Below are 24,626 nucleotides of genomic sequence, written 5' to 3' on the forward strand. Positions count from 1 at the left end.
ATTCACGAGGTGACAAAAATTTACCCACCTGAAGGTCAGCTTTGGGTCGAATAGCGAACACGGCGCAATGTAAATCGTCTCCGATTTTGTCCACAGTTAATGACCACTTTTGGCCGAATGCTGCCTGTCACGAAGCTGAAATCGCCCCCAAACGAACGACACAAAGAGCAATTTTTTGCGATAACGCGGCAGTTCAGGCCTGACGCCATCGCGAGCAAGCCTCGCTCCTACAGAAGAACGGCGTGTCTAAGGCGAGGATTTCGAATGAGGTGCCGGCAAGGCATTCACAAGAATGTGCGCTGCATGTTTGCCCACATAGTGCTTGCACGTGGTGAGCTCCTTGATCTGCCGACCACGACAGCGGAAAAAAGGGATGGATGTATTTTCCAAAAAGGACCGATAAATACACCAATTCCCGTTTTAGCTTCTCAACTCCCGGCACCACCTTTGCCTAGTTAATGCCCCCATGCCATGGCCATCAATCCACAGGTAGACTCCCTCACTTCTAATAGCATCGGAGGCATCATGAAGTACATTCTCTGGGTCGTTCTTAGCGGCGCGTCGCCTGTTGCATCGATTGATCATGCTGAGTACGAGAATCTGGAGGCATGTCAGTACGCAGCTGAACAGCTCAAGGAAGAAGTCGGGCAGGGGCAGCTCGCTGTTCACACCAGATGTACGCCCACGAAAAAGACAAAATAAGGCGCGACCATCCGGCGATGCTGCCATTTTTGATGTGCTGGCAAGATGGGTCTGGAGACAGCGGGGTGGATTTACTTAACATGCAATCAGAGCCTGCATGTGTAGCGGCTGACGAGCAGGGCGAGGCTGCGTTTGAGGACGTGGTCTTCGCAAGCCAGTAAACGCGGTTTGCCTGAAAGAACCCGTTGCCTGATTTCACGACTGCTTCGCAGCCGAACGCAGCCTCGCGCTGCTCGGCAGCTGCTACAAAAAAGTTAGGCGAGGATTTCGAAGGAGGTGGTGGCCAGGCGTTCGCCGTTTACCAGGATGTGCACCGCGTGTTCGCCCACATAGTGCTTCCGAGTGGTGAGCTCCTTAATCTGCTGCCCACGGCTAACCCGTTCAGTCGCCCCACCACCCAACGTCAACGCCTTAAGCTTGAACACCTTCGCCGAAGTGCTGCCATTGGCTTTAACGTAGTCAATCGCATAATCAATCACCAACCGCTGACTCTCCGCCACCGTGGATTTCACCGCAAACGACAACGTAATCTTCTCCCCCAACCGAATCACCGCCGGCTCGACCTTCACCCCAACAATCTCAACCTCAGCCTTACCACTCGCCCCAATAATCGCCAACGCCCGCTGATTCCCCTGCTTAATCAAACTGCGCAACGCATGCTTGGCAATCCACGCCGTGTGCTTGTTCTCCAGCGACCACCCCTCAATCAAGTCCAGCACCCACTCCGGATGGTCCTTGGTGATGTCATTCAGGTGATTGGCCACCGACTTGCGCACGTAAAGGCTGTCATCTGCCTTGAGGTTGTCGAGAATCGCCGCCGCCAATGTCGGATCGCTCTGAATCTGTTCCAACCGAAACGACCACGGCAAGCGCGGCCGACTGCCTTCGCTGGCCAGGCGCCGCACATGCTCGTTCTCATCCCGAGACCATGCCTGCATCAGCGCCAACGACCGTTGCAGATCGCTGCGCAGAAAATACCGAATCGCAAATTCCGCCGACCCGAACGCGGTGAAGTATTTGAGCGCTTCCATCGATCGCTCGAAATCATGCGTGCCATACATCGCCACGTAATGCGGCAGCGAGATGCTGACAAATCCGCTGTTCAGGCGGGGGGCGAGGGCACGCAGGACTTCGAGGGTTTCGTCGTAGTCCAGCGGCAGCACGGCGTGCAGGCATTCGCTGACGCGGGCCATGCGTTGCATGATCGACAGGTCAGCGAGGCCGTCGTTGGCCAGTTTCAGGAAGGCTTTGGCGTTGAATGCCGGGTAGACCGCCGTCATTTCGGTGGCGATGTGTTTGAGGCGTTCGGCGTTGAAGATTTCCTTCAGCGCCGGGGCGGGTTGTTCGGCGGCGGTCATAGTCGGGTCCGTTCGAGGGGGCCGGTCAGGTTATCGGGGTACTGATGATGGCCTCAAGCTTTTCTGCTTGCGCGGTGAATTCGGCGATATTTGCAGGTTCATGGGTCAAATCATTCCGCGGGTGGACCGACGTTATATTCCTCGTCGGTGACTTTTTCCATCCAGACGACACTCACACCGTCCAGCGCTTCCTGGACGCCAATGTGGGTCATGGCGGTGGTGGCGCTGGCTCCGTGCCAGTGTTTGTGGCCCGGCGGGCACCAGATGACATCGCCTGCACGAATTTCTACGATCGGTTCGCCTTCACACTGCGTCCAGCCGCAGCCTGCGGTGACGATCAGCGTCTGACCCAGCGGATGGGTGTGCCAGGCGCTACGAGCGCCGGGTTCAAAGGTGACGCTGACGATGGACGCTCGGGCCGGTTCGGGAGGGGAGTTGAGTGGGTCCATACGGACGGTGCCTGTGAAGTACGCTTCAGGGGCTTTTATCGAGGGTTGCGAGCCTGCGCGCTTGAGGATCATGATCCGGTCCTATTGATAAATGAACAGGAAATTTTATGGGCCTCATGCTCCGCATACACTCTCTGCATGTCCTGGAGTAAAGCGACCCATGGAAGCCAACCGATTTGGTGACATCGCTGCATTTGTCTGCGCCGTAAAGGCTGGAAGCTTTACCGCGGCGGCGGCCTCTCTCGGTCTGACCCGGTCGGCGGTGGGAAAAAGTATAGTTCGCCTGGAAAGCCGGATGGGCGCACGGCTTCTCAATCGCACGACGCGCAAACTGAGCCTGACTGACGAGGGGCAAGTGGCCTTTGAGCGCTGGCGTCAGATTCTCGAAGACCTGGATGAAGTGGATGCGACCATGGCCTTGCGCCGTGGAAGGCCAACCGGGACCTTTAAGCTCACGGCACCGCTGTCCTTTGGTCAACGCCACATTCTGCCGATTCTGGATGCTTATCTGAAGCAATGGCCCGAACTGCGGGCGGATGTCTGGTTTACCGATCGCTTTGTTGATCTGGTCGAAGAGGGCATCGACATCGCCATACGAATTGGCATGCCCAAAGATGACTCCCAATTATTTACCCGTACCGTGGCGTGGCAGCAATTCGCGACGTGTGCATCGCCTGCTTATCTGGCCCAACGCGGCGTGCCGCAAACGCCGGCTGACCTTGTCGGGCATGACACCATCGCTTTGTTCAGTGGCGAGCGGCCGACCGTCTGGCGTTACCAAGCACCTGCCGGCCTTCATCTCTACGAACAGCCGGGGCGACTGAATATCGACAGTTCAGAAGCCACGCGAGAAGCGGCGTTGGCAGGCATCGGCCTGATTCATCTGCCGACCTACATTACGGGTAACGACCTGCGCGATGGCACGTTAGTGGAAGTGTTGAAACCCTATCGCGCACCGCCTGATCCCATCAGAGTCGTCTACACCAGCAAGCGTCACCTGTCCCCCCGCGTTCGCAGGTTTATTGACCTGTTGATCGAGCGTTGGGAAACAGGAGTGCCTTGGGAAAGATAGCGATATTGGGGACTCAGCGGACCGTGTAACGGTCGCGAACTGCTGTTTATCCAGCCTGAGGAATCAATAAATATGTCAGTCATCGTCACTCACGGGACTGCCATTATGACTACCGCCGCACACTTCTCGTCGCCCGCTCAACCTGCCACGTTACCGACGGCCCATCCTTCGCTTGAGCGCCATCCCGGTTTTCAACGCTTGTTTAAACCGCAGGCGCTCACGATTGGCCTGATTTTGCCCCTCGAAACCCACCCGGGCAGACCGGCGCCGACCATGCGTGATCACGTGGAGATGGCGCAACGCGCCGAAGCGCTGGGCTTTGGTGCCTTATGGATGCGCGACATACCTTTCTACGATCCGGATTATGGCGATGTGGCGCAGATCTTTGAGCCGCTGGTCTACATCGGTTACCTGGCCGCCGCCACTCGCAGCATTGTCTTGGGCACCACGGGTATTGTGCTGCCGACCCGTGATCCGATGTATCTGGCCAAGCAAGCGACGTCCCTCGATCAACTCAGTGAAGGTCGACTGGTGTTGGGGCTGTCCTCGGGTGATCGATACAGTGATTACCCGATGCTGGGCATCGATTATGAATCCCGTGGTGATCGCTACCGTGATGCTTTTTCGGTGTTTCGAACCCTGATCGAGCAGAGCTTTCCGCGTTTCCGTTCCGAGCGATTCGGTGGCTCACACGGAAACCTGGACCTGGTGCCGAAAGCGCCGTATGGCCGCGTCCCGTCAATTGCTGTCGGCCAGGCGCAACAGAGCGTTGAATGGTTGGCTCAGCACCTTGATGGCTATCTTGCCGGCGTCCAAAGCCCGGAGCGGTTGGCATCGTTGGGCGAGAACTGGCGCGCCGCCGTGCAGGAGGCCGAGAACCGCAACGCCTTTAAGCCGTTGGGCCTGGGCGGCTATTTCGACCTCAGCGACAACCCGGATCAGCCATTCCAGCGCATTCAGGGTGGCTTCCGGGCAGGGCGCAACGGCCTGCGCAATTACCTGGAGCACGCGCAATCTGCCGGGGTTTCGCATATCGCGCTCAACCCCAAGGTCAGCCGTCAACCCTATGGCGAAATCCTCGACGAACTCGGCGAGTACGTTCTGCCGTACTTCCCGTCACATGCCTGAGATCACGCGGAGGAATCACTCATGTCATCACTTTTCGACTCTTATGACCTCGCGGATCAGTTGCTGCCAAATCGTATCGTCATGGCGCCGATGACCCGCGCTCGCGTCGAGGGCACCGTGCCGTCTGAAGACATGGCGACCTATTACGCCCAGCGCGCCGGAGCCGGTTTGATCATCAGTGAAAGTGCGCAGGTCTCTCCACTGGGACGCGGCTACCTGTACACCCCGGGGATCCACAGCACAGCGCAAATTAAAGGCTGGAAGCGGGTGACTGATGCGGTTCATCAAGCCGGGGGACGCATGTTCCTCCAGCTCTGGCATGTGGGGCGCGTCTCGCATTCTTCCTTGTTGGAAGGACGCTCACCTGTCGCGCCTGTGGCCATGCCCGCCAGTCAAACGTTGGTGCATGCCTACGACAGCGACGGCAAGCCTGCGCAAGTTCCGGCGAGTGCGCCCGTGGCGTTGGATGCCGAGGGGATTCGGCAGGTCATTGCAGACTTTCGCCTGGCCTCGGCCAATGCCCTGTCGGCAGGTTTTGACGGCGTCGAAATTCACGCCGGCAACGGGTATCTGTTTGAACAGTTCATCAACGGCGGCTTCAACACGCGTGAAGACCGTTACGGTGGTGCACCGATCGCGAATCGCCTGCGATTACTGCTTGAGACGGTCGATGCGGTGAGTGCGCAGATCGGCGGTTCGAAGGTGGGTGTGCGCGTGTCGCCTTTTGCCCACCTGGCGGATCTGCACCCGTTCGATGGCGAAGAGGCCACTTGGCTCGCTCTGGCCGGAGCACTGTCGCAACGCCAGATTGCCTACTTGCATGCGAGCCATCTCGGCACGCCAGACTTTCAAAAAGACTTCCGCGCAGCTTACGACGGCACCTTGATGGTGTCGGGCGGGTTCACCCTTGAAACCGCGCAGCAGGCCATCGAAGAAGGATTAAGCGACCTGGTGGTTTTTGGCCGGCCGTTTATAGCCAATCCCGATCTGGTCAATCGCTTGCGCCATGGCTGGCCACTGGCCGAAGCGGGAAGGGAGGCTTACTACGGCGGGGGAGCGCATGGCTACATCGATTATCCTGCGTACTCGTCGCAAGTCGCAGAAAGCGCCTAGCGGACCCGTCGTGCAGCGCCGGGGCAGGTTGTTCGGCGGCGGTCATGGTCGGGTCCGTTCGAGGGGGCCGGTCAGGTTATCGGGGTACTGATGAAGGCCTCAAGCTTTTCTGCCTGCGCGGTGAATTCGGCGATGCGCGGGAAGCGTGAGGCGTCGACTTGGTCCGGTGTCACCAGGTTAGTGAAGCTCCAGGCGACGGCGAGGGTGATGCCGTCTTGCTCTATCAAGGCGCCGTTTGCCAGTGGCTGTTTTTCCAGTTCGCGTTCAAGCGCTGAATAGGCTGCTGCGAGTTGACCTTCAACCCGCTCAACCCACGGCTGGTATTGAATTTCGGCCGGGCGCAGGTTGCGTTCGTAGTAGAGCTGAACGGATTTTTCGCACGCCGCCAGCCCGAGCCCGATCAGGCGCCATGCGCGCAGCCGTTGCTTGAGGTCGGCGGGCATCAGGCTTTTTCCGGGGGCGGCCAGGGCTTCGAGGTAGTCGATGATCAGCGTCGAGTCGATCAACACCTCGCCGTCGTCCAGCACCAGGGTCGGCGCCTTGACCACGGGGTTGATCTGCTGGAAGTGCTCGAAGTGGCGGAACACCGAAACCGACTCGTGATCCAGGTCGATGCCCAGGTGTCTGGCGGAAATGGCCACGCGCCGCACGTAGGGCGAATCCAGCATGCCGATCAGTTTCATAGCGCCGCTCCTTCAGGTGTCCATGTCGGGATGGACTACCTTAGCTGAGGTTCGGCGACGTGCAAACGGCGCGGGGCTAATCCTCGAAACCGACTTGCTCGTGTATCTCGTCGACCTTCAATTCCAGGCGATAGGCCACGGCGATGAACAGCGCCTGGCACAGGCACAGCGTCGCGCTCAACGAGCGGAAGGCGAACGAGCTGCCTTCGTTGACCAGCAGCACGGTGTTGGCGCGTTTGGCCAGCGGCGAGAGATTGCTGTCGGTGATGATCAGGGTTTTCGCCTGGTTGTGCTGGGCGATGCGCAGGCAGTGTTGGGTTTCCTTGCCGTAGGGCGTGAAGCTGATGGCGATGACCAGGTCATTGGCGCGCACGCTGCGCATCTGCTCGCGGTAGCTGCCGCCGAGGCCGGAGACCAGATGGATGCGTTTGTTGGTGTGTTGCAGGTTGTAGACCAGGTAATCGGCGACGGCGAAGGAGCGGCGCACGCCGACCACGTAGATGTTGTCGGCGTTGACCACCAGGTCCACGGCTTTGTCGAAGGCCTGGTCATCGAGTTCCAGCCCCAGCCGTTCGATGCCCGACAGGGTCGCGTCGATGCACTCGCGGGCGAGGTCGCCGCCGCTGGCTTTCTGCGATTTGTTGGCGATCATGCTGCGGATGCGTTGCTGGTAGTTCTGCACCGGCGTGGTCTTGTGCGTATACGCCTCGCGGAACAGGGCCTGCATTTCGCTGAAACCGCTGAACCCGAAGCGCTGGGAGAACCGCACGATGGCCGACGGGTGCACTTCGCACTCGCGGGCGATGTCGCTGATGCGGTCGACCATGATCCGGTCGCTTTGCTGGCTCATGTAGCTGGCGATGCGTTTGAGCTGGCGCGGCAGGCTTTCGTATTCATTGGTGATCAGCTGCAGCAGACGCTCGGCATTGATCGGGGGGCTGACGAGATCGCTGTCGGGCGTGCTCTCGGTCGTAGCCGGCTGATCGGTGCGGGACATAGGGAATCCTTCTGGCTTGTTCTTATAGGGCTGACGGTTGCGTCGTCCCCTGACAATAGGTTGGCTGTGCGCAGTCTACAGGGTAGGCCGGAATAAAATCTTGAGCTTGCGGCCGGCATGCGGTTTGCTGAAACGATGCACTGTGTCTGGAATGCTTTTGTAAAAGTTTATTGGAAAAAATATTCCACGTAAAAATTATTTGGAATAATTATTGATTGTTCGGTCCCGGTCGTTTTAGTCTGCATCCCACCAAGAGCGTTCGGCGCCTGAAACGCCCCGAACGCAGGCTGATAAAAATAACAGGAGCCAGCATGGGCCAGACTCGTTTTGCCAGTGGGCGTCAATTGGATCTGATTTGCCTGGGGCGCCTTGGCGTCGACCTCTATGCGCAGCAAGTCGGGGCGCGGCTGGAAGATGTTTCAAGCTTCGCCAAATACCTTGGGGGATCGTCCGCCAACATTGCGTTCGGCACTGCGCGGCTGGGCCTGAAATCGGCGATGTTGAGCCGGGTAGGGGACGACCACATGGGCCGCTTTCTTCTGGAGTCCCTGGCGCGTGAGGGCTGTGACGTCAGCGGCGTCAAAGTCGATCCGGAGCGCCTGACCGCCATGGTCCTGCTCGGTCTCAAGGACCGCGAAACCTTTCCTTTAGTCTTCTACCGCGAAAACTGCGCCGACATGGCGTTGCGGGCCGAAGACATCAGCGAAGCCTTTATTGCCTCCAGCAAAGCCTTGCTGATCACCGGCACCCATTTCTCCACCGACGGCGTCTACAAGGCGAGCATCCAGGCGCTGGATTACGCCGAGAAGCACAACGTCAAACGGGTGCTGGATATCGATTATCGGCCGGTGCTGTGGGGGCTGGCGGGCAAGGCTGATGGGGAGACGCGCTTTGTGGCTGACCAGAATGTCAGCCAGCATGTGCAGAAAATCCTGCCGCGTTTTGACCTGATTGTCGGCACTGAAGAAGAGTTTTTGATTGCGGGCGGTTCGGAGGATTTGCTCACGGCGTTGCGCAATGTTCGGCGCCTGAGTGATGCCACGTTGGTGGTCAAGCTCGGGCCGCAGGGTTGCACGGTGATCCACGGGGTGATTCCGGTGCGGCTTGAAGACGGGGCGATTTACCCTGGCGTGCGGGTTGAAGTGCTCAACGTGTTGGGGGCCGGCGATGCATTCATGTCGGGTTTCCTCAGCGGTTGGCTGGAGGACGCCAGCGATGAACGTTGCTGCCAGTTGGCCAATGCCTGCGGTGGGCTGGTGGTGTCGCGTCATGCCTGTGCCCCAGCGATGCCGACCCGTGCCGAACTCGATTACCTGTTCAACAGCCCGGTGCCGATCACCCGGCCGGATCAGGACGACGTGCTGCAGCGTCTGCATCAGGTCAGCGTCCCGCGCAAACAGTGGAAGCAACTGTTCATTTTTGCCTTTGATCACCGTGGACAACTGGTGGAACTGGCGCACAAGGGTGGTCGCGACCTCAACGCCATCTGCGAACTCAAGCAACTCTTTATCAAAGCCGTGGAGCGGGTTGAAGCGGATTTGCGTGAGCAAGGGATCGAGGCTGATGTCGGGTTACTGGCCGATCAACGTTTCGGCCAGGACTCGCTGAACGCCGCTACAGGGCGCGGCTGGTGGGTGGCGCGGCCGGTGGAAGTGCAGGGCTCGCGGCCGTTGGCGTTCGAACATGGGCGCTCGATTGGCAGCAACCTGATTGCCTGGCCGCAAGAGCAAATCATCAAGTGCCTGGTGCAATTTCATCCCGATGACGAGCCGTTGCTGCGCCTGGAACAGGAAGCGCAGATCAAGGGGTTGTACCAGGCTTCCCAGGTCAGCGGCCATGAACTGCTGCTGGAAATCATCCCGCCCAAGGATCATCCGTCGCCGCACCCGGACGTGCTGTATCGCGCGCTGAAACGCCTCTACAACCTGGGGATTTACCCGGCGTGGTGGAAGATCGAAGCGCAGAGCGCCGAGGAGTGGAAGCAGCTTGATGAGTTGATTCAGGAGCGAGATCCGTATTGCCGGGGCGTGGTGTTGCTGGGGCTGAATGCGCCGGCGGCGGCACTGGCCGAAGGGTTTCAACAAGCGAGCCAGAGCCAGACCTGTCGCGGGTTCGCGGTGGGGAGGACGATTTTCCAGGAACCGAGCCGCGCGTGGCTGGCAGGTGAAATCGATGATGAGGCGCTGATCCACCAGGTGCAGGGCACCTTCGTCGAACTCATCAACGCCTGGCGCACCGCCCGCGCTTGATGGACTGACGCTGACCCCTTGTGGGAGCGGGCTTGCTCGCGAAGACGGCGGCACATTCAACGTTGATGTCGCCTGACACACCGCTTTCGCGAGCAAGCCCGCTCCCACAGGGTTTTGTGTCGTTCTTACTGATGTGTGTACAACAACAAAAGGTGCAGCCATGCCCGCTATTCGAATTGGCATCAACCCGATCTCCTGGAGCAACGACGACCTGCCGTCCCTCGGTGGCGAGACGCCGCTGAGCACTGCGTTGAGCGAAGGCAAGGAGATCGGTTACGAAGGTTTCGAACTCAACGGCAAATTCCCCAAGGATGCCAAAGGCGTCGGGGACGTGCTGCGGCCTTACGGTCTGGCGCTGGTGTCCGGCTGGTATTCCAGCCGTCTGGCGCGCCGTTCGGTGGCCGAAGAAATTGACGCCATTGGCAGCCATGTCGAGCTGCTGGCGAAGAACGGCGCCAAGGTGCTGGTTTACGGTGAAGTGGCCGACTCGATTCAGGGTCAGCGCATCCCCTTGGTGGAACGCCCGCGCTTCCACACCGAGCAGGCCTGGCAGGAATACGCCGACAAGCTCACCGAACTGGCGCGTTTCACCCTGTCCCAAGGCGTGCGCCTGGCCTATCACCACCACATGGGCGCTTACGTAGAATCCCCGGCCGACATCGACAAGCTGATGGCACTGAGCGGCAGCGAAGTCGGTCTGCTGTTCGATTCGGGCCATTGCTACATGGGCGGCGGCGAGCCGTTGCACGTCTTGCGCAAACACATCGAACGCATCTGCCACGTGCATTTCAAGGACGTGCGCAAACCGGTGGTGCAACTGGCGCGCAATAACCTGTGGAGCTTTCCCGACTGCATCATCAACGGCACCTTCACCGTGCCCGGCGATGGTGACATCGACTTCGCCGCGCTGCTCGATGTGTTGCTGGCCAACGATTACCACGGCTGGCTGGTGGTTGAGGCCGAGCAAGACCCGGCCGTGGCACCGAGTTACGTCTACGCGAAAAAAGGCTACGACACCTTGCGTGCCTTGCTCGACGAGAGGGTTGCGCTATGAGCCTGCTGGTCAAAAGCAACGCCCGTGGCCGGACCATGGTCGAGTTGGGTAAAGGTGAGCTGGAATATGTCGGCTTCGCCGCTTACCGCTTGAGCCTGGGCGAAACCTTGCCAGTGGCGGCGGGCGATAAAGAGCTGTGCCTGGTGCTGCTCAGCGGCCGGGTCAGCATCAAGGGCGAAGCGCCGGGGCAGGGCGCGTTCGACTGGGACAACCTCGGTGATCGCCAGTCGGTGTTCGAAGACAAATCGCCGTTTGCCGCTTATCTGCCGCCGGGCAGTCAGGCTCAGGTCGTTGCGTTGAGCGATGTGCAGATCGCCGTCTGCGCCGCACCGGGCTCAACCGAAAAAGGCCTCGGCCCTCGGCTGATAAAACCCGACACTATGAAACGCAGCGTGCGCGGCAAGGGTGCCAACACCCGTTACGTCTGCGACATCCTGCCAGACACCGAGCCCGCCCATTCGCTGCTGGTGGTGGAAGTGCGCACGCCGTCGGGGCACTCATCGAGCTACCCGCCGCACAAGCACGATACCGACGATTTGCCGCACCAGAGCTTTCTCGAAGAAACCTATTACCACCAGATCAACCCGCCCCAGGGTTTCGTGTTCCAGCGCGTCTACACCGACGACCGCAGCATCGATCAAGCCATGGCCGTGGAAAACAGCGACCTCGTGGTCGTGCCCAAGGGCTATCACCCGGTCAGCGTGCCCTACGGCTACGAGTCGTATTACCTGAACGTGATGGCCGGGCCGAAACGCGTCTGGCAGTTCCATAACGATCCGCAGCACAGTTGGCTGCTCGACCTCTGATCCACTTTCTGCACGGAGAACAAGAACAATGAGCAACGCCCCGGTCATCGGCCATTACCTCGACGGTCAAGTGCAAGACAGCGGCAGCGAGCGGTTCAGCAATGTCTTCAACCCGGCCACCGGCGAGGTGCAAGCGCGTGTCGGGCTGGCCAGCGAGAAAACCGTCGATGACGCCGTTGCCTCGGCCCTGAAAGCGTTCCCGGCCTGGTCCGAGCAATCGTCCCTGCGCCGTTCGCGGGTGATGTTCAAGTTCAAGGAATTGCTCGACCGTCATCACGATGAACTGGCCGAAATCATCAGCCGCGAACACGGCAAGGTGTTCTCCGACGCCAAGGGCGAAGTCACCCGTGGCATCGAGATCGTCGAATACGCCTGTGGCGCGCCGAGCCTGCTGAAAACCGAATTCAGCGACAACATCGGCGGCGGCATCGACAACTGGAACCTGCGCCAGCCACTGGGCGTGTGCGCCGGGGTCACGCCGTTCAACTTCCCGGTGATGGTGCCGCTGTGGATGATCCCGCTGGCGCTGGTCACCGGTAACTGCTTCATCCTCAAGCCCTCCGAACGCGACCCGTCCGCCAGCTTGCTGATGGCCCGTTTGTTGACCGAAGCCGGTTTGCCGGACGGCGTGTTCAACGTGGTCCAGGGCGACAAGACAGCGGTCGATGCGCTGCTGCAACACCCGGACATCGAGGCGATTTCCTTTGTCGGCTCGACGCCGATTGCCGAGTACATCCACCAGCAAGCCACCTCGCGCGGCAAGCGCGTTCAGGCGCTGGGCGGGGCGAAGAATCACATGATTGTCATGCCCGACGCGGATCTGGACCAGGCCGCAGACGCCTTGATCGGCGCGGCTTACGGCTCGGCCGGCGAGCGCTGCATGGCGATCTCGATTGCCGTGGCGGTGGGTGATGTCGGTGACCAGCTGATTGCCAAGCTGCTGCCGCGCATCGATCAGCTTAAGGTCGGCAACGGCATGCAGGGCGACAGCGACATGGGGCCGTTGGTGACGGCTGAACACAAGGCCAAGGTCGAAGGGTTTATCGATCAGGGCGTGGCGCAGGGTGCGCAGCTGATTGTCGACGGTCGTGGGTTCAAGGTGCCGGGCGCGGAGAACGGCTTCTTCGTCGGCGCGACGCTGTTCGATAACGTCACGACCGAGATGAGCATCTATCAGCAAGAGATCTTCGGCCCGGTGCTGGGCATCGTCCGCGTCCCGGACTTCGCCAGCGCCGTGGCATTGATCAACGCCCACGAATTCGGCAACGGCGTGTCGTGTTTCACCAGCGACGGCGGCATCGCCCGGGCGTTTGCGCGCACCATCAAGGTCGGTATGGTCGGCATCAACGTGCCGATTCCGGTGCCCATGGCCTGGCACTCGTTTGGCGGCTGGAAACGCTCGCTGTTCGGCGACCATCACGCCTATGGCGAAGAAGGCATCCGCTTCTACAGCCGCTACAAAAGCGTGATGCAACGCTGGCCCGACAGCATCGCCAAGGGCCCTGAATTCAGCATGCCGACAGCCAAGTGATTCATCTGTGCGGAGAACAACAATAATGAGCAAACCCCTGCGTTTCGCCTTGAACCGTATGGTCGCCCCACGTTTGTCCCTGCCCGCGTTCATCAACCTGGCGGTGGCCCTCAAGGCTGACGCCATCGAGATTCGCAACGACCTTAAAGGCGTCGAGATCGAGGACGGCACCTCGGCCGCGCATGTCCGTGAGTTGTGCGTGGCCCAAGGCATCAGCGTGCTGTCGATCAACGCGCTGTACCCGTTTGATGTGTGGAATGACGAGCGCCGGACGCTGGCCTTGAAACTGGCGGCTTATGCTCGTGATTGCGGCGCGCAGGGGTTGGTCATGTGCCCGCTGAATGATCGCGCGGATACTCGTAGCGAAGCCGAGCGCGCTTCAGGTTTGCGCACCGCCTTGAGTGAACTGGCGCCGATCCTGCGCGATCACGGCATTCTCGGTTTCATCGAGCCGTTGGGTTTCGAAGAATGCTCGCTGCGGCTTAAACGCACGGCGGTGGAAGCGATCAAGGTAGTCGGTGGGCTGGATGTGTTCCGGCTCGTCCACGACACCTTTCATCATCACCTGGCGTGTGAGCAGGAGTTTTTCCCCGAGCTGACCGGGCTGGTGCATATCTCCGGTGTCGAGGATGCCGAGGCGCCGTTGGCGACGATACGCGACGGCCATAGAGTGTTGGTGGGCGAGGGCGACATTCTTGGCAATGCCGCACAGATCGACACCTTGCTCAGCGGCGGTTACAGCGGCTACCTGTCATTCGAACCGTTTGCCGACAGCGTCCATGGCCTGGCCAACATCGAGCAGGCCATTGGAGCAAGCATGAATCACCTACAAAAATCCCAAGGCTAATGAAGAACCCCTACAAGTTTTCTGCGTGTATTGAAGGATCAGTTATGACCACAACAAGACTGACCATGGCCCAGGCTCTGGTGAAATTCCTCGATAACCAGTACATCGAGGTCGACGGCGTCCAGAGCAAATTCGTCGCCGGGATCTTCACGATTTTCGGCCACGGCAACGTGCTCGGCCTCGGGCAGGCCCTGGAGCAGGACAGCGGCGACCTGATCGTCCATCAAGGCCGCAACGAACAAGGCATGGCCCACGCCGCCATCGGCTTCGCCAAGCAAAACCTTCGGCGCAAAATCTACGCCTGTACCTCATCCGTAGGCCCGGGTGCTGCGAACATGCTGACCGCCGCCGCGACGGCCACCGCTAACCGCATTCCCTTGCTGCTGTTGCCCGGCGATGTCTACGCCTGCCGCCAGCCGGACCCGGTGTTGCAGCAAATCGAACAGTTCCACGACCTGAGCATCAGCACCAACGATGCGTTCAAGGCCGTGAGCAAATACTGGGACCGCATCAACCGTCCCGAGCAGCTGATGACCGCGGCGATCCACGCCATGCGCGTGCTCACCGACTCGGCCGAAACCGGCGCGGTGACCCTGGCCCTGCCGCAAGACGTGCAGGCCGAAGCCTACGACTATCCCGATTACTTCCTGCAAAAACGCGTGCACCGAATCGAGCGTCGTCCGGCCACCGAAGCGATGCTCGGCGATGCCTTGGCGCTGTTCAAAGGCAAGCGCAAGCCGCTGATCATTTGCGGTGGCGGGGTCAAATACTCCGGGGCCAACGCGGCATTACAGGCGTTTGCCGAACGCTTCGACATTCCCTTCGCCGAGACCCAGGCCGGCAAAAGCGCGGTGGTGTCCAGCCATCCGCTGAACGTCGGCGGGATTGGCGAAACCGGGTGCCTGGCGGCGAACTTGCTGGCAAAAGACGCCGATCTGATCATCGGCATCGGCACCCGCTACAGCGATTTCACCACCGCGTCGAAATCCCTGTTCCAGCATCCGGACGTGCAGTTTCTCAACCTCAACATCAGCCCGTGCGATGCCCTGAAACTGGATGGCGTGCAACTGCTGGCGGATGCGAAAACCGGTTTGCTGGCGCTGGCCGAAGCACTGGGCGATTACCGTTCCGCGTGGGGCGATCAACCGCGTCAGGCCAAGGCCCAACTGGATGAGGAGGTCGATCGGCTCTATCAGATCGAGTACCAGTCTCAAGACTTCTCCCCGGAAATCAACGACCACATGGACCCGGCCGTACTGCGCGAATTCATCGAACTGACCGGCTCGTGCCTGACCCAGAGCCGCGTGCTCGGCGTGCTCAACGAAACCCTCGCCGATGACGCCGTGATCGTCGCCGCCGCCGGCAGCCTGCCCGGTGACTTGCAGCGCAGCTGGCGCAGCAAGGGGGTGAACACTTACCACGTCGAATACGGTTATTCCTGTATGGGCTACGAGGTCAACGCCGCCTTGGGCGTGAAGCTCGCTGAGCCCGAGCGCGAGGTCTACGCGCTGGTCGGCGACGGCTCTTACATGATGCTGCACTCGGAGCTGGCGACGTCGATTCAGGAGCGCCGCAAAATCAACGTGGTGCTGCTCGACAACATGACCTTCGGCTGCATCAACAACTTGCAGATGGGCAACGGCATGGACAGCTTCGGCACCGAGTTCCGTTTCCGCAACCCCGACACCGGCAAGCTCGATGGCGGTTTTGTGCCGGTGGATTTCGCCATGAGCGCGGCGGCCTATGGCTGCAAGACTTACAAAGTGAACACCGTTGAAGAGCTGAGAGCTGCACTGGCGGATGCGCGCTTGCAGACCGTATCGACGCTGATCGACATCAAGGTCCTGCCCAAAACCATGATTCACGGCTACCTGTCGTGGTGGCGGGTCGGCGTGGCGCAAGTCTCCACCAGCGCCAGCACCAACGCGGTGGCCAAGAACCTCAATGAACGACTGGCCAAGGCCCGTCAGTACTGATTGCCCTGAATCGAACATAAGGAGTCCTTACATGTCATTAAAGTTAGGCGTCATCGGCACCGGGGCCATCGGCCAGGATCACATTCGTCGTTGCAGCCAGACCTTGCTCAACAGCCAGGTGGTCGCCGTCACCGACATCAATTTGCAGCAAGCCGCCAAAGTGGTGTCCGACCTGAATCTGACCGCCGAGGTCTACCCCGACGGCCACGCGCTGATCCAGGCGCCGGAAGTCGAAGCGATCCTCGTCACCTCCTGGGGCCCGAGCCACGAAGCGTTTGTGCTGGCGGCGATTGCGGCGGGCAAACCAGTGTTTTGCGAGAAGCCCCTGGCCGTCACCGCCGAAGGCTGTCGCAACATCGTTGAGGCCGAAGTGGCCCACGGCAAGCGCCTGGTTCAGGTCGGTTTCATGCGCCCGTATGACGAAGGCTATCGCGCACTCAAAACGGTGATCGACAGCGGTCAGATCGGTGAACCGTTGATGCTCCATTGCGCGCACCGCAACCCGACCGTGGGCGAGAACTACAAGACCGACATGGCCATCACCGATACGCTGATCCACGAACTCGACGTGCTGCGCTGGTTGCTCGATGACGATTACGTGTCCGTGCAAGTGGTGTTCCCACGCAAGAGCAGCAAGGCCCTCGCGCATTTGAAAGACCCGCAGATTGTGTTGCTGGAAACCGCCAAGGGCACACGCATCGACGTGGAAGTGTTCGTCAACTGCCAGTACGGCTACGACATCCAGTGCGAAGTAGTGGGGGAGACCGGCATCGCCAAACTGCCGGAGCCTTCGCAGGTTCAACTGCGCAGTGGCGCGAAGTTGTCGAACGCGATTTTGATGGACTGGAAGGATCGCTTCATCGCGGCCTATGACGTCGAGTTGCAGGCGTTCATTGATGGCGTGCGAGCGGGGCAGGTCGGTGGCCCGTCAGCATGGGACGGCTTCGCCGCCGCCGTCGCTGCCGACGCCTGCATCGAAGCCCAAAACAGCGGTCAAATCGTAAAACTCACCCTGCCAGACCGCCCCCATTTTTACGGCTAACCACAATCCCCTGTGGGAGCGGGCTTGCCCGCGATAGCGATCCGTCAGTCACAGAGATGTTGAATGTGCTGCCGTCATCGCGGGCAAGCCCGCTCCCACAGGGACTGCGTTCTATTTATAAGGAAAATTCACTCATGCGCATCGGACTTGTCGGTTACGGCCATGGCGGCCGGTTTTTCCATGCTCCGCTGATCAGCAGCCTGCCGGCGGCGACGTTCGTGGGCGTGGTCACCCGTTCCCCGGAACGCCGGCAGTTGCTGGCGGCGGAATACCCGAGCGTACCGGCCTTCGACAGCATCGGCCAATTGGTCGAAGCCGGGATCGATGTGCTGGTGGTGTCGACGCCGCTCAAGGGCCGCCCGGCATTGGTACTCGACGGCATCGAACACGGCGTGGCGGTGGTCAGCGACAAGCCGTTTGCCGCCGATGCTCAGCAAGCCCAGACCCTGATCACCATGGCCGAGCGCCAGGGCGTACAGCTCAGCGTCTACCAGAATCGCCGCTGGGACTCGGACTTCCTCACCGTGCGCAAACTCATCGAGTCCGGCGCCCTGGGCAAGGTCACCCGTTTCGAATCGCGGATTGAGCGTTACTCGCCGCAGTCGGTAAACAACAGCAGTGGCGGCGGCTTCCTGCGCGATCTTGGCAGTCATCTGGTGGATCAGGCGTTGCTGCTGTTCGGCCCGGTGACCCGGGTGTACGCCGAACTGGATTACCTGGAAAAAGACCAGGCCTTCGACAACGGCTTCTTTGTGTCCCTGACACACGCCAACGGAGTGATCTCGCACCTGGGCGGCAGTTGCCTGCAAAACACCCCCGGCCCGCGTTTTCGCGTAACCGGCACTCAAGGTTGTTACAGCGTCGATGGCCTGGACGGGCAGGAAGCCTCAGCGCTCGCCGGGCTATCGCCGAAATCCGAGGGTGAGCGCTGGGGCGTGGAGGAGCATCGCCGCTGGGGCTGGTTCGAACAGGGCGAAGTGCGTGAACGGGTGCCGTCGGAGCGCGGGGGCTGGAATCAGTTCTATTTGCAGCTACAAACCGCGTTACAGAGCGGTGGCCCACTGCCCGTGGATGCCCGTGATGCACTGGCGGCCACCCGTGTTCTAGACGCTGCGCGGCTGAGCTTCGAGCGGCGCCAGGTGGTGGAATTGGGCCCGTTTGAGCGTCATGGAATAAAATCAGAATAAAATTCTAAAATGAGTTGATATAGAAATAATATTCCAATAAAGTCATTTCCAGCGAACTGCCTCGCACAGGTTTTAAACGCGTTTCCCGCTTGCCTGCTTACTGAAAATCGTCACGCCTCATCCATAAAACCAACAAGAATGTGGAGAAAGACTTTTCATGAAGACCAAGATCCGTTTTGCCTCACTGGCCTTGTCCCTGATGTTCGCCAGTGGCGCTGCCCTCGCCGACATGAAGATCGGCGTCAGCATGTCCCAGTTCGATGACACCTGGCTGACCTACCTGCGCGAGTCCATGGACAAGAAAGCCAAGTCCTATCCCGACGGCGTGCAGCTGCAATTCGAAGACGCCCGCAGCGACGTGGTCAAGCAGTTGAGCCAGGTCGAAAGCTTCATCAGCCAGAAAGTCGATGCCATCGTGGTCAACCCGGTGGACACCGCCGCCACCAAGAAAATCACCGAAGCCGCCGTCAAGGCCGGCATCCCGCTGGTTTACGTCAACCGTCGCCCCGATGACCTGAAGCTGCCCAAAGGCGTGGTCACGGTGGCCTCCAACGACCTGGAAGCCGGTGAAATGCAGATGCAATACCTGGCCGACAAAATGGGCGGCAAGGGCGACATCGTGATTCTGTTGGGCGACCTCGCAAACAACTCCACCACCAACCGCACCAAAGGCGTCAAAGAGGTGCTGGCCAAATACCCGAACATCAAGATTGAACAAGAACAGACCGGTACCTGGCTGCGGGATAAAGGCATGACCCTGGTCAACGACTGGCTGACCCAGGGCCGCAAGTTCGATGCGGTTGTGGCCAACAACGACGAAATGGCCATTGGTGCCGCGATGGCCCTGCAACAGGCCGGCGTCGACAAGGGCAGCGTTCTGATCGCAGGCGTCGACGGTACGCCGGACGGCTTGAACGCGATCAAGAAAGGCAGCCTCGCGGTCTCGGTGTTCCAGGATGCGAAAGGTCAGGCCGACGGCTCCATCGACACCGCCGTGAAGATGGCCAAAAACGAGCCGGTTGAACAGGCCGTGTGGGTGCCATACCGCTTGATCACGCCGCAAAACGTCGACACGTTCAAATAGCCCGTCCGCCCCATAACAACAATAAGCACGCAAGGTTGCCACCGCGACCTTGCTGATGGAGTACCTGATCATGTTCGCTTCAGCGACTGCTTCGAGCACCCCGTTGGTGGGTATCCAGCCAACCGCACTACCTGTCGATGAGCCGTACCTGCTGGAGATCATCAACGTCAGCAAGGGTTTTCCCGGTGTGGTGGCGTTGTCCGACGTGCAGCTTCGGGTTCGCCCCGGCTCCGTCCTGGCGCTGATGGGCGAGAACGGCGCGGGCAAGTCCACCCTGATGAAAATCATCGCCGGCATTTATCAGCCGGATGCAGGTGAGCTGCGCCTTCGCGGCAAACCGGTGGTGTTCGATACGCCGCTGGCCGCGCTTCAGGCCGGGATCGCAATGATCCACCAGGAACTCAACCTGATGCCGCACATGAGCATCGCCGAGAATATCTGGATCGGCCGCGAGCAGCTCAACAGCCTGCACATGATCGACCACCGCGAAATGCACCGTTGCACCGCAAAACTGCTCGAACGCCTGCGGATCAACCTCGACCCGGAGGAGCAGGTCGGCAACCTGAGCATCGCTGAGCGGCAGATGGTCGAGATCGCCAAGGCGGTGTCCTACGACTCCGACATCCTGATCATGGACGAACCGACCTCGGCCATTACCGACAAGGAAGTTGCGCACCTGTTCTCGATCATTGCCGACCTGAAAAGCCAGGGCAAAGGCATCATCTACATCACCCACAAAATGAACGAAGTGTTCGCCATCGCCGATGAAGTGGCGGTGTTCCGTGACGGCGCCTACATCGGCCTGCAACGGGCCGACAGCATGGACGGCGACAGCCTGATTTCGATGATGGTCGGTCGCGAGCTGAGCCAGTTGTTCCCGGTGCGGGAGAAACCGATTGGCGATCTGTTGCTGTCGGTGCGCGACCTCAAGCTGGACGGCATTTTCAAAGGGGTGTCCTTCGACCTGCATGCCGGCGAGATCCTCGGCATCGCCGGGTTGATGGGCTCGGGCCGCACCAACGTCGCCGAAGCAATTTTCGGCATCACTCCGAGCGACGGTGGCGAGATTCGCCTCGATGGCCAGGTGGTGCGCATCAGCGATCCGCACATGGCGATCGAGAAGGGCTTCGCCTTGCTGACCGAGGATCGCAAGCTCAGCGGCCTGTTCCCGTGCCTGTCGGTGCTGGAGAACATGGAAATGGCGGTGCTGCCGCATTACGCCGGCCACGGCTTCATCCAGCAGAAAGCTTTGCGGGTCTTGTGCGAAGACATGTGCAAGAAACTGCGGGTGAAAACCCCGTCGCTTGAGCAGTGCATCGACACCTTGTCCGGCGGCAACCAGCAGAAAGCCTTGCTGGCGCGCTGGCTGATGACCAATCCACGCATCCTGATCCTCGACGAGCCGACCCGCGGCATCGATGTCGGCGCCAAGGCCGAGATCTACCGGCTGATCTCCTACCTCGCCAGCGAAGGCATGGCGGTGATCATGATTTCCTCGGAGCTGCCGGAAGTGCTCGGCATGAGCGACCGGGTGATGGTCATGCACGAGGGCGACCTGATGGGCACCCTCGACCGCAGCGAAGCGACCCAGGAACGAGTCATGCAACTGGCCTCGGGCATGTCCGCGGTTCACTAAGGCAAGCTCCCTCGCCACACAGTTTTCTATTGAAGGTGGGTTATGAACGCGATACTGGAAAACAAGCCAGCAACGGCACCGGTCAAGAGTCGTCGGCGCTTTCCGACCGAGTTGAGTATCTTCCTGGTGCTGATTGGCATCGGCCTGGTCTTCGAAGTCTTCGGCTGGATCGTGCGCGACCAGAGCTTCCTGATGAACTCCCAGCGCCTGGTGCTGATGATCCTGCAAGTGTCGATCATCGGCCTGCTGGCGATTGGCGTGACCCAGGTGATCATCACCACCGGTATCGACCTGTCCTCCGGCTCGGTGCTGGCGCTGTCAGCGATGATCGCTGCGAGTCTGGCCCAGACCTCGGATTTCGCCCGAGCGGTGTTTCCTTCACTGACCGACTTGCCCGTGTGGATACCAGTGATCGCCGGGCTAGGTGTCGGGCTGCTGGCGGGCGCGATCAACGGCAGCATCATTGCCATCACCGGGATTCCGCCGTTCATTGCCACCCTCGGCATGATGGTCTCGGCGCGTGGCCTGGCGCGTTATTACACCGAAGGGCAGCCGGTGAGCATGCTCTCGGATTCCTACACGGCCATCGGTCATGGCGCCATGCCGGTGATCATTTTCCTGGTGGTCGCGGTGATCTTTCACATTGCCCTGCGCTACACCAAGTACGGCAAGTACACCTACGCCATCGGCGGCAACATGCAGGCGGCGCGCACCTCGGGGATCAACGTCAAGCGTCACTTGGTGATTGTCTACAGCATCGCCGGGTTGCTGGCCGGTCTGGCGGGTGTCGTGGCCTCGGCACGTGCGGCGACCGGGCAGGCGGGGATGGGCATGTCCTATGAGCTGGACGCGATTGCCGCGGCGGTGATCGGCGGCACCAGCCTGGCCGGTGGCGTCGGGCGCATCACCGGCACCGTGATCGGTGCGTTGATTCTCGGGGTGATGGCCAGCGGGTTTACCTTTGTCGGGGTTGATGCGTATATTCAGGACATCATCAAGGGACTGATTATTGTGGTGGCGGTCGTGATCGACCAATACCGCAACAAGCGTAAACTCAAGCGCTGAGTCGTAGAGCGGACAGCCAATGCGCCACGCCTGACCCGCGTGGCGCAGCCGTTTGTCTTCTCTATACAGCCGCTCGATTGAATTTCTTGCTATAAACGCACTCCGATAACCATCGCAAAGGCTGCCATAGAGCACTTTCCGGGCTTTGTCGGACAAATTCGCTGTCTTTTCAGTTGCTGAGGCCTCAAGTCGGCCTTAGACTGCCGGCCCTCGTAAATTGAGTGCCGGGTGGCGCTTGGAGTAGACGGCGCCTTTCCGATGGCCAGACCTGGTCCACCGGAACGCTCCCTAATTCGCCTTAATGCACGTTTTTTTATAGAGATATCAATGACAAAGGACAAGTTGCTGGCCATGCCGGCGGATGACTACATGAATGCCGAGCAACATGCTTTTTTCTACGAGCTGTTGCAGAACATGAAAGTCGAAACCCATGAGCGCATCGAACAGAATCGCATCGCCATCGAGAGCCTGGACACTCCAGCCGATCCGGCCGACGCTGCTTCTGTCGAAGAAGAGCGCACCTGGCTGGTGAATGCGATCGATCGCGACCAGCGCATGCTGCCTCAGTTGGAACAGGCTCTGGAACGCATCAAAGAAGACAGCTTCGGCTGGTGCGACGACAGCGGCGAGGCCATCGGCCTGAAACGCCTGCTGATCAGCCCGACCACCAAATACTGCATCGAAGCGCAAGAGCGTCACGAACAGATCGACAAGCACCAGCGTCAGGCCTGATTCCGTAACGCCCCGCATCGCGGGCAAGCCACGCTCCCACAGGGTTCACATCGAACTTATGGGAGCGAGCTTGCCCGCGATGCTTTTTGTCGTCTGCGAAAAGCTCGCGTACTTCTATTGACCTGCTGCAACGCCCACTACTAATGGACCATAGATAATGGCCCTGTAGTGGCGTTTAATGCAGTCACAACAATTAGAAGGTACATGGGGTGACGAAGATGACGAGAGACGGATCTCTGGTTGCGGCAGTGCCTGCACCAGTGTTTTTGCCGAAAAACCTTTGGCTGACGCCAACCCTGCAAAGCATCGCCCTGATGCTCTTGCTGTGTGGCATGGCGCTGGGTGGCTGGTCGCTTTACCTTTGTCTGCCACTGGCGGTGCTGGTGATCTGGCTGCCTCGCTTGCGCTCGCGCGCCACGCCCGAAGCAACAACGGTCGACGGCGCCAGCGCTATCGCCGAGTTGACTCGCGATCTTTCCTATACCACCAGTCATAACGCGTTGTCGGCCGCAGGCGTGGCCTTTTCGGTCAAGCAACTGGCGGACAAACTGCAATCGCAACTCGACGCGGCGGCGCAAATCGTCAGTAATGCCGAAGTGATGATCGCGACCGAACAAGCCACCTCGAAACTCAGCCGCGAAGCCCTCAGTGCCGCCAGCGAAGCTCATCAGAGCAGCGCGGCAGGGCGCACGGAACTGGTCGAGTCCATCAGCCGCATGCATCAGCTCAGTCAGCGCGCCAGTAACAGCCGTGAACTGATCGAAGCCCTGAGCCTGCGCAGTGACGATATTCAACGGGTCACCCTGGTGATTCAGTCCATCGCCAGTCAGACCAACCTGCTGGCCTTGAACGCCGCGATTGAAGCGGCTCGGGCCGGGGAACATGGTCGCGGGTTCGCGGTGGTGGCGGATGAAGTTCGCGGACTGGCGGCGCGCACGGCGACGGCGACTGGCGAAGTCGGGGAGATGGTCGCCGATATCCAGCAACGCACGGCGCAGGTGGTGGAGCAGATCCGCCAACTGTCCAGCGACCTCGACACCGGTGTCGAGCAGGTCGAGCACACCGGTCAGCACCTGGAAAACATTGCGCGCCTGGCCGCCGGCGTCGAGCATCAAGTCGGGGAAATCGCCAAGGGCGCGGACACCAACCGCGAACAACTCGACAGCCTGTTCCATGCCATCGAACAGATGCGCAGCGACCTGGCGATCAGCGACCAACAGACTAAGCGCCTGGCTCAGGCAGCAGTGCAAATGGAGGGTCAGGCCGAAACCATCAGCGAGCGTCTGGCCGAAGTCGGACTGGATGACTACCACCAACGGATTTATGACCTGGCCCGCGAAGGCGCCAGCCAGATTGCCGCGCGCTTCGAAGCGGATATCGATCAGGGCCGTGTCAGCCTCGATGACCTGTTTGATCGCAGTTACCAGGCGATCCCCAACACCAGCCCGGCCAAGTTTCAAACGCGTTTCGATCGCTACACCGATCAGGTGTTGCCCGCCATCCAGGAACCGTTGCTGCCGCGCCATGAAGGCTTGGTGTTTGCCATTGCCTGCACGCAACAGGGTTACGTGCCTACCCACAACAAAGTCTTCAGTCAGCCGCTGACCGGCGATGCGCAGGTTGATACGGTACAAAACCGCACCAAGCGCAAATTCGCCGACCGCACTGGCATTCGCTGTGGGAGCCATCAACAGCCGGTGTTGTTGCAGACTTACACCCGCGACACGGGTGAACTGATGCACGACCTGTCGGTGCCGATCATGCTCAAGGGGCGGCATTGGGGTGGATTGCGGTTGGGGTACAAACCGCAGAGTCCTCGCTAGATGCTCAACCTGATAACCGGTGAGCAAGCCTGAAACTCAACTGTGGCGAGGGAGCTTGCTCCCGCTGGGCCGCGTAGCGGCCCCAAGATGGG

The 24,626-nt window shown here is 60.1% G+C and carries 21 protein-coding genes; 17 read left to right on the forward strand and 4 right to left on the reverse strand.

What is annotated here, in order from left to right:
- The first annotated feature begins 525 nt into the window (after positions 1–525).
- Positions 526–702, forward strand: coding sequence for a hypothetical protein (locus K0F88_RS02655; protein ID WP_154504397.1), 177 nt, complete (start codon positions 526–528; stop codon positions 700–702).
- A 254-nt stretch (positions 703–956) separates the two neighbouring features.
- On the opposite strand, the gene K0F88_RS02660 is transcribed toward K0F88_RS02655, so the two are convergent.
- Positions 957–2,060 (reverse strand): DNA alkylation repair protein, encoded by a 1,104-nt coding sequence (locus K0F88_RS02660; protein WP_219093870.1) that lies wholly within the window; start codon positions 2,058–2,060, stop codon positions 957–959.
- Between the two features lie 110 nt (positions 2,061–2,170).
- Positions 2,171–2,581, reverse strand: a complete 411-nt coding sequence (locus tag K0F88_RS02665; RefSeq protein ID WP_219093872.1) for a cupin domain-containing protein — start codon at positions 2,579–2,581, stop codon at positions 2,171–2,173.
- Between the two features lie 88 nt (positions 2,582–2,669).
- On the opposite strand from K0F88_RS02665, the gene K0F88_RS02670 reads away from it, so the two are divergent.
- The 3 genes from K0F88_RS02670 to K0F88_RS02680 all read left to right on the forward strand — a co-directional run bounded on the left by K0F88_RS02670 (position 2,670) and on the right by K0F88_RS02680 (position 5,822).
- The gene (locus K0F88_RS02670; protein WP_219093874.1) at positions 2,670–3,581 is read left to right on the forward strand and encodes a LysR family transcriptional regulator; all 912 of its coding nucleotides are present in this window, start codon (positions 2,670–2,672) and stop codon (positions 3,579–3,581) included.
- A 105-nt stretch (positions 3,582–3,686) separates the two neighbouring features.
- Complete coding sequence (locus tag K0F88_RS02675) at positions 3,687–4,709, forward strand: LLM class oxidoreductase (protein ID WP_255141732.1); 1,023 nt, start codon at positions 3,687–3,689, stop codon at positions 4,707–4,709.
- Positions 4,710–4,730: 21 nt separating this feature from the next.
- Positions 4,731–5,822, forward strand: a complete 1,092-nt coding sequence (locus K0F88_RS02680) for an alkene reductase (protein ID WP_094467757.1) — start codon at positions 4,731–4,733, stop codon at positions 5,820–5,822.
- A 71-nt stretch (positions 5,823–5,893) separates the two neighbouring features.
- On the opposite strand, the gene K0F88_RS02685 is transcribed toward K0F88_RS02680, so the two are convergent.
- A complete protein-coding gene (locus tag K0F88_RS02685) occupies positions 5,894–6,505 on the reverse strand; it encodes a glutathione S-transferase (protein WP_094467756.1) in 612 nt (203 codons plus the stop codon).
- Between the two features lie 76 nt (positions 6,506–6,581).
- Positions 6,582–7,502 (reverse strand): MurR/RpiR family transcriptional regulator, encoded by a 921-nt coding sequence (locus K0F88_RS02690; RefSeq protein ID WP_010459618.1) that lies wholly within the window; start codon positions 7,500–7,502, stop codon positions 6,582–6,584.
- 311 nt (positions 7,503–7,813) lie between these two features.
- Between K0F88_RS02690 and iolC the strand changes: the two genes are divergently transcribed.
- The 13 genes from iolC to K0F88_RS02755 all read left to right on the forward strand — a co-directional run bounded on the left by iolC (position 7,814) and on the right by K0F88_RS02755 (position 24,534).
- Complete coding sequence (gene iolC, locus K0F88_RS02695; RefSeq protein ID WP_219093876.1) at positions 7,814–9,751, forward strand: 5-dehydro-2-deoxygluconokinase; 1,938 nt, start codon at positions 7,814–7,816, stop codon at positions 9,749–9,751.
- Between the two features lie 160 nt (positions 9,752–9,911).
- Positions 9,912–10,805: a myo-inosose-2 dehydratase gene (gene iolE / locus K0F88_RS02700; RefSeq protein WP_219093878.1), complete on the forward strand. Its 894-nt coding sequence runs from the start codon at positions 9,912–9,914 to the stop codon at positions 10,803–10,805.
- Positions 10,802–11,611 carry a 5-deoxy-glucuronate isomerase gene (gene iolB / locus K0F88_RS02705; RefSeq protein WP_219093880.1) on the forward strand — a complete coding sequence of 270 codons (810 nt, stop codon included), beginning with the start codon at positions 10,802–10,804 and terminating at the stop codon, positions 11,609–11,611. The genes iolE and iolB overlap by 4 nt, the downstream gene beginning before the upstream one ends.
- A 28-nt stretch (positions 11,612–11,639) precedes the next feature.
- Entirely contained in the window at positions 11,640–13,142 is a 1,503-nt protein-coding gene (locus K0F88_RS02710; RefSeq protein WP_219093882.1) for a CoA-acylating methylmalonate-semialdehyde dehydrogenase, read from the forward strand.
- 25 nt (positions 13,143–13,167) lie between these two features.
- Positions 13,168–13,989, forward strand: coding sequence for a TIM barrel protein (locus K0F88_RS02715; protein ID WP_219093884.1), 822 nt, complete (start codon positions 13,168–13,170; stop codon positions 13,987–13,989).
- A 44-nt stretch (positions 13,990–14,033) separates the two neighbouring features.
- A complete protein-coding gene (gene iolD / locus K0F88_RS02720) occupies positions 14,034–15,965 on the forward strand; it encodes a 3D-(3,5/4)-trihydroxycyclohexane-1,2-dione acylhydrolase (decyclizing) (RefSeq protein WP_219093886.1) in 1,932 nt (643 codons plus the stop codon).
- A 31-nt stretch (positions 15,966–15,996) separates the two neighbouring features.
- Positions 15,997–17,007 carry a Gfo/Idh/MocA family protein gene (locus tag K0F88_RS02725; protein WP_219093888.1) on the forward strand — a complete coding sequence of 337 codons (1,011 nt, stop codon included), beginning with the start codon at positions 15,997–15,999 and terminating at the stop codon, positions 17,005–17,007.
- Positions 17,008–17,141: 134 nt separating this feature from the next.
- On the forward strand, positions 17,142–18,194 hold the full coding sequence (locus tag K0F88_RS02730) for a Gfo/Idh/MocA family protein (protein ID WP_094467747.1): 1,053 nt from the start codon (positions 17,142–17,144) through the stop codon (positions 18,192–18,194).
- Positions 18,195–18,351: 157 nt separating this feature from the next.
- On the forward strand, positions 18,352–19,278 hold the full coding sequence (locus K0F88_RS02735) for a sugar ABC transporter substrate-binding protein (RefSeq protein ID WP_010459630.1): 927 nt from the start codon (positions 18,352–18,354) through the stop codon (positions 19,276–19,278).
- Between the two features lie 70 nt (positions 19,279–19,348).
- Positions 19,349–20,914 carry a sugar ABC transporter ATP-binding protein gene (locus K0F88_RS02740; protein WP_219093890.1) on the forward strand — a complete coding sequence of 522 codons (1,566 nt, stop codon included), beginning with the start codon at positions 19,349–19,351 and terminating at the stop codon, positions 20,912–20,914.
- A gap of 42 nt (positions 20,915–20,956) precedes the next feature.
- The gene (locus tag K0F88_RS02745) at positions 20,957–21,979 is read left to right on the forward strand and encodes an ABC transporter permease (protein ID WP_008153855.1); all 1,023 of its coding nucleotides are present in this window, start codon (positions 20,957–20,959) and stop codon (positions 21,977–21,979) included.
- 327 nt (positions 21,980–22,306) lie between these two features.
- Positions 22,307–22,711 carry a TraR/DksA family transcriptional regulator gene (locus tag K0F88_RS02750; protein WP_010459637.1) on the forward strand — a complete coding sequence of 135 codons (405 nt, stop codon included), beginning with the start codon at positions 22,307–22,309 and terminating at the stop codon, positions 22,709–22,711.
- A 599-nt stretch (positions 22,712–23,310) separates the two neighbouring features.
- Positions 23,311–24,534: a methyl-accepting chemotaxis protein gene (locus tag K0F88_RS02755; protein ID WP_374039703.1), complete on the forward strand. Its 1,224-nt coding sequence runs from the start codon at positions 23,311–23,313 to the stop codon at positions 24,532–24,534.
- The last annotated feature ends 92 nt before the right edge of the window (positions 24,535–24,626 follow it).

The organism is Pseudomonas sp. UMAB-40 (assembly GCF_900095275.1).
In the GTDB taxonomy this organism is placed as follows: Bacteria; Pseudomonadota; Gammaproteobacteria; order Pseudomonadales; family Pseudomonadaceae; genus Aquipseudomonas; species Aquipseudomonas mandelii_B.

Bases quoted from the DNA above. Each gene is read 5' to 3' on its own strand.
- iolC (WP_219093876.1), top strand. From the start codon at position 7,814: ATGGGCCAGACTCGTTTTGCCAGTGGGCGTCAATTGGATCTGATTTGC.
- K0F88_RS02715 (WP_219093884.1), top strand. From the start codon at position 13,168: ATGAGCAAACCCCTGCGTTTCGCCTTGAACCGTATGGTCGCCCCACGT.
- iolB (WP_219093880.1), top strand. From the start codon at position 10,802: ATGAGCCTGCTGGTCAAAAGCAACGCCCGTGGCCGGACCATGGTCGAG.
- K0F88_RS02735 (WP_010459630.1), top strand. From the start codon at position 18,352: ATGAAGACCAAGATCCGTTTTGCCTCACTGGCCTTGTCCCTGATGTTC.
- K0F88_RS02655 (WP_154504397.1), top strand. From the start codon at position 526: ATGAAGTACATTCTCTGGGTCGTTCTTAGCGGCGCGTCGCCTGTTGCA.
- K0F88_RS02725 (WP_219093888.1), top strand. From the start codon at position 15,997: ATGTCATTAAAGTTAGGCGTCATCGGCACCGGGGCCATCGGCCAGGAT.
- K0F88_RS02750 (WP_010459637.1), top strand. From the start codon at position 22,307: ATGACAAAGGACAAGTTGCTGGCCATGCCGGCGGATGACTACATGAAT.
- K0F88_RS02730 (WP_094467747.1), top strand. From the start codon at position 17,142: ATGCGCATCGGACTTGTCGGTTACGGCCATGGCGGCCGGTTTTTCCAT.
- K0F88_RS02710 (WP_219093882.1), top strand. From the start codon at position 11,640: ATGAGCAACGCCCCGGTCATCGGCCATTACCTCGACGGTCAAGTGCAA.
- K0F88_RS02755 (WP_374039703.1), top strand. From the start codon at position 23,311: ATGATCGCGACCGAACAAGCCACCTCGAAACTCAGCCGCGAAGCCCTC.
- K0F88_RS02675 (WP_255141732.1), top strand. From the start codon at position 3,687: ATGACTACCGCCGCACACTTCTCGTCGCCCGCTCAACCTGCCACGTTA.
- K0F88_RS02685 (WP_094467756.1), bottom strand. From the start codon at position 6,505: ATGAAACTGATCGGCATGCTGGATTCGCCCTACGTGCGGCGCGTGGCC.
- K0F88_RS02680 (WP_094467757.1), top strand. From the start codon at position 4,731: ATGTCATCACTTTTCGACTCTTATGACCTCGCGGATCAGTTGCTGCCA.
- K0F88_RS02740 (WP_219093890.1), top strand. From the start codon at position 19,349: ATGTTCGCTTCAGCGACTGCTTCGAGCACCCCGTTGGTGGGTATCCAG.
- iolE (WP_219093878.1), top strand. From the start codon at position 9,912: ATGCCCGCTATTCGAATTGGCATCAACCCGATCTCCTGGAGCAACGAC.
- K0F88_RS02690 (WP_010459618.1), bottom strand. From the start codon at position 7,502: ATGTCCCGCACCGATCAGCCGGCTACGACCGAGAGCACGCCCGACAGC.
- K0F88_RS02665 (WP_219093872.1), bottom strand. From the start codon at position 2,581: ATGATCCTCAAGCGCGCAGGCTCGCAACCCTCGATAAAAGCCCCTGAA.
- K0F88_RS02745 (WP_008153855.1), top strand. From the start codon at position 20,957: ATGAACGCGATACTGGAAAACAAGCCAGCAACGGCACCGGTCAAGAGT.
- K0F88_RS02670 (WP_219093874.1), top strand. From the start codon at position 2,670: ATGGAAGCCAACCGATTTGGTGACATCGCTGCATTTGTCTGCGCCGTA.
- iolD (WP_219093886.1), top strand. From the start codon at position 14,034: ATGACCACAACAAGACTGACCATGGCCCAGGCTCTGGTGAAATTCCTC.
- K0F88_RS02660 (WP_219093870.1), bottom strand. From the start codon at position 2,060: ATGACCGCCGCCGAACAACCCGCCCCGGCGCTGAAGGAAATCTTCAAC.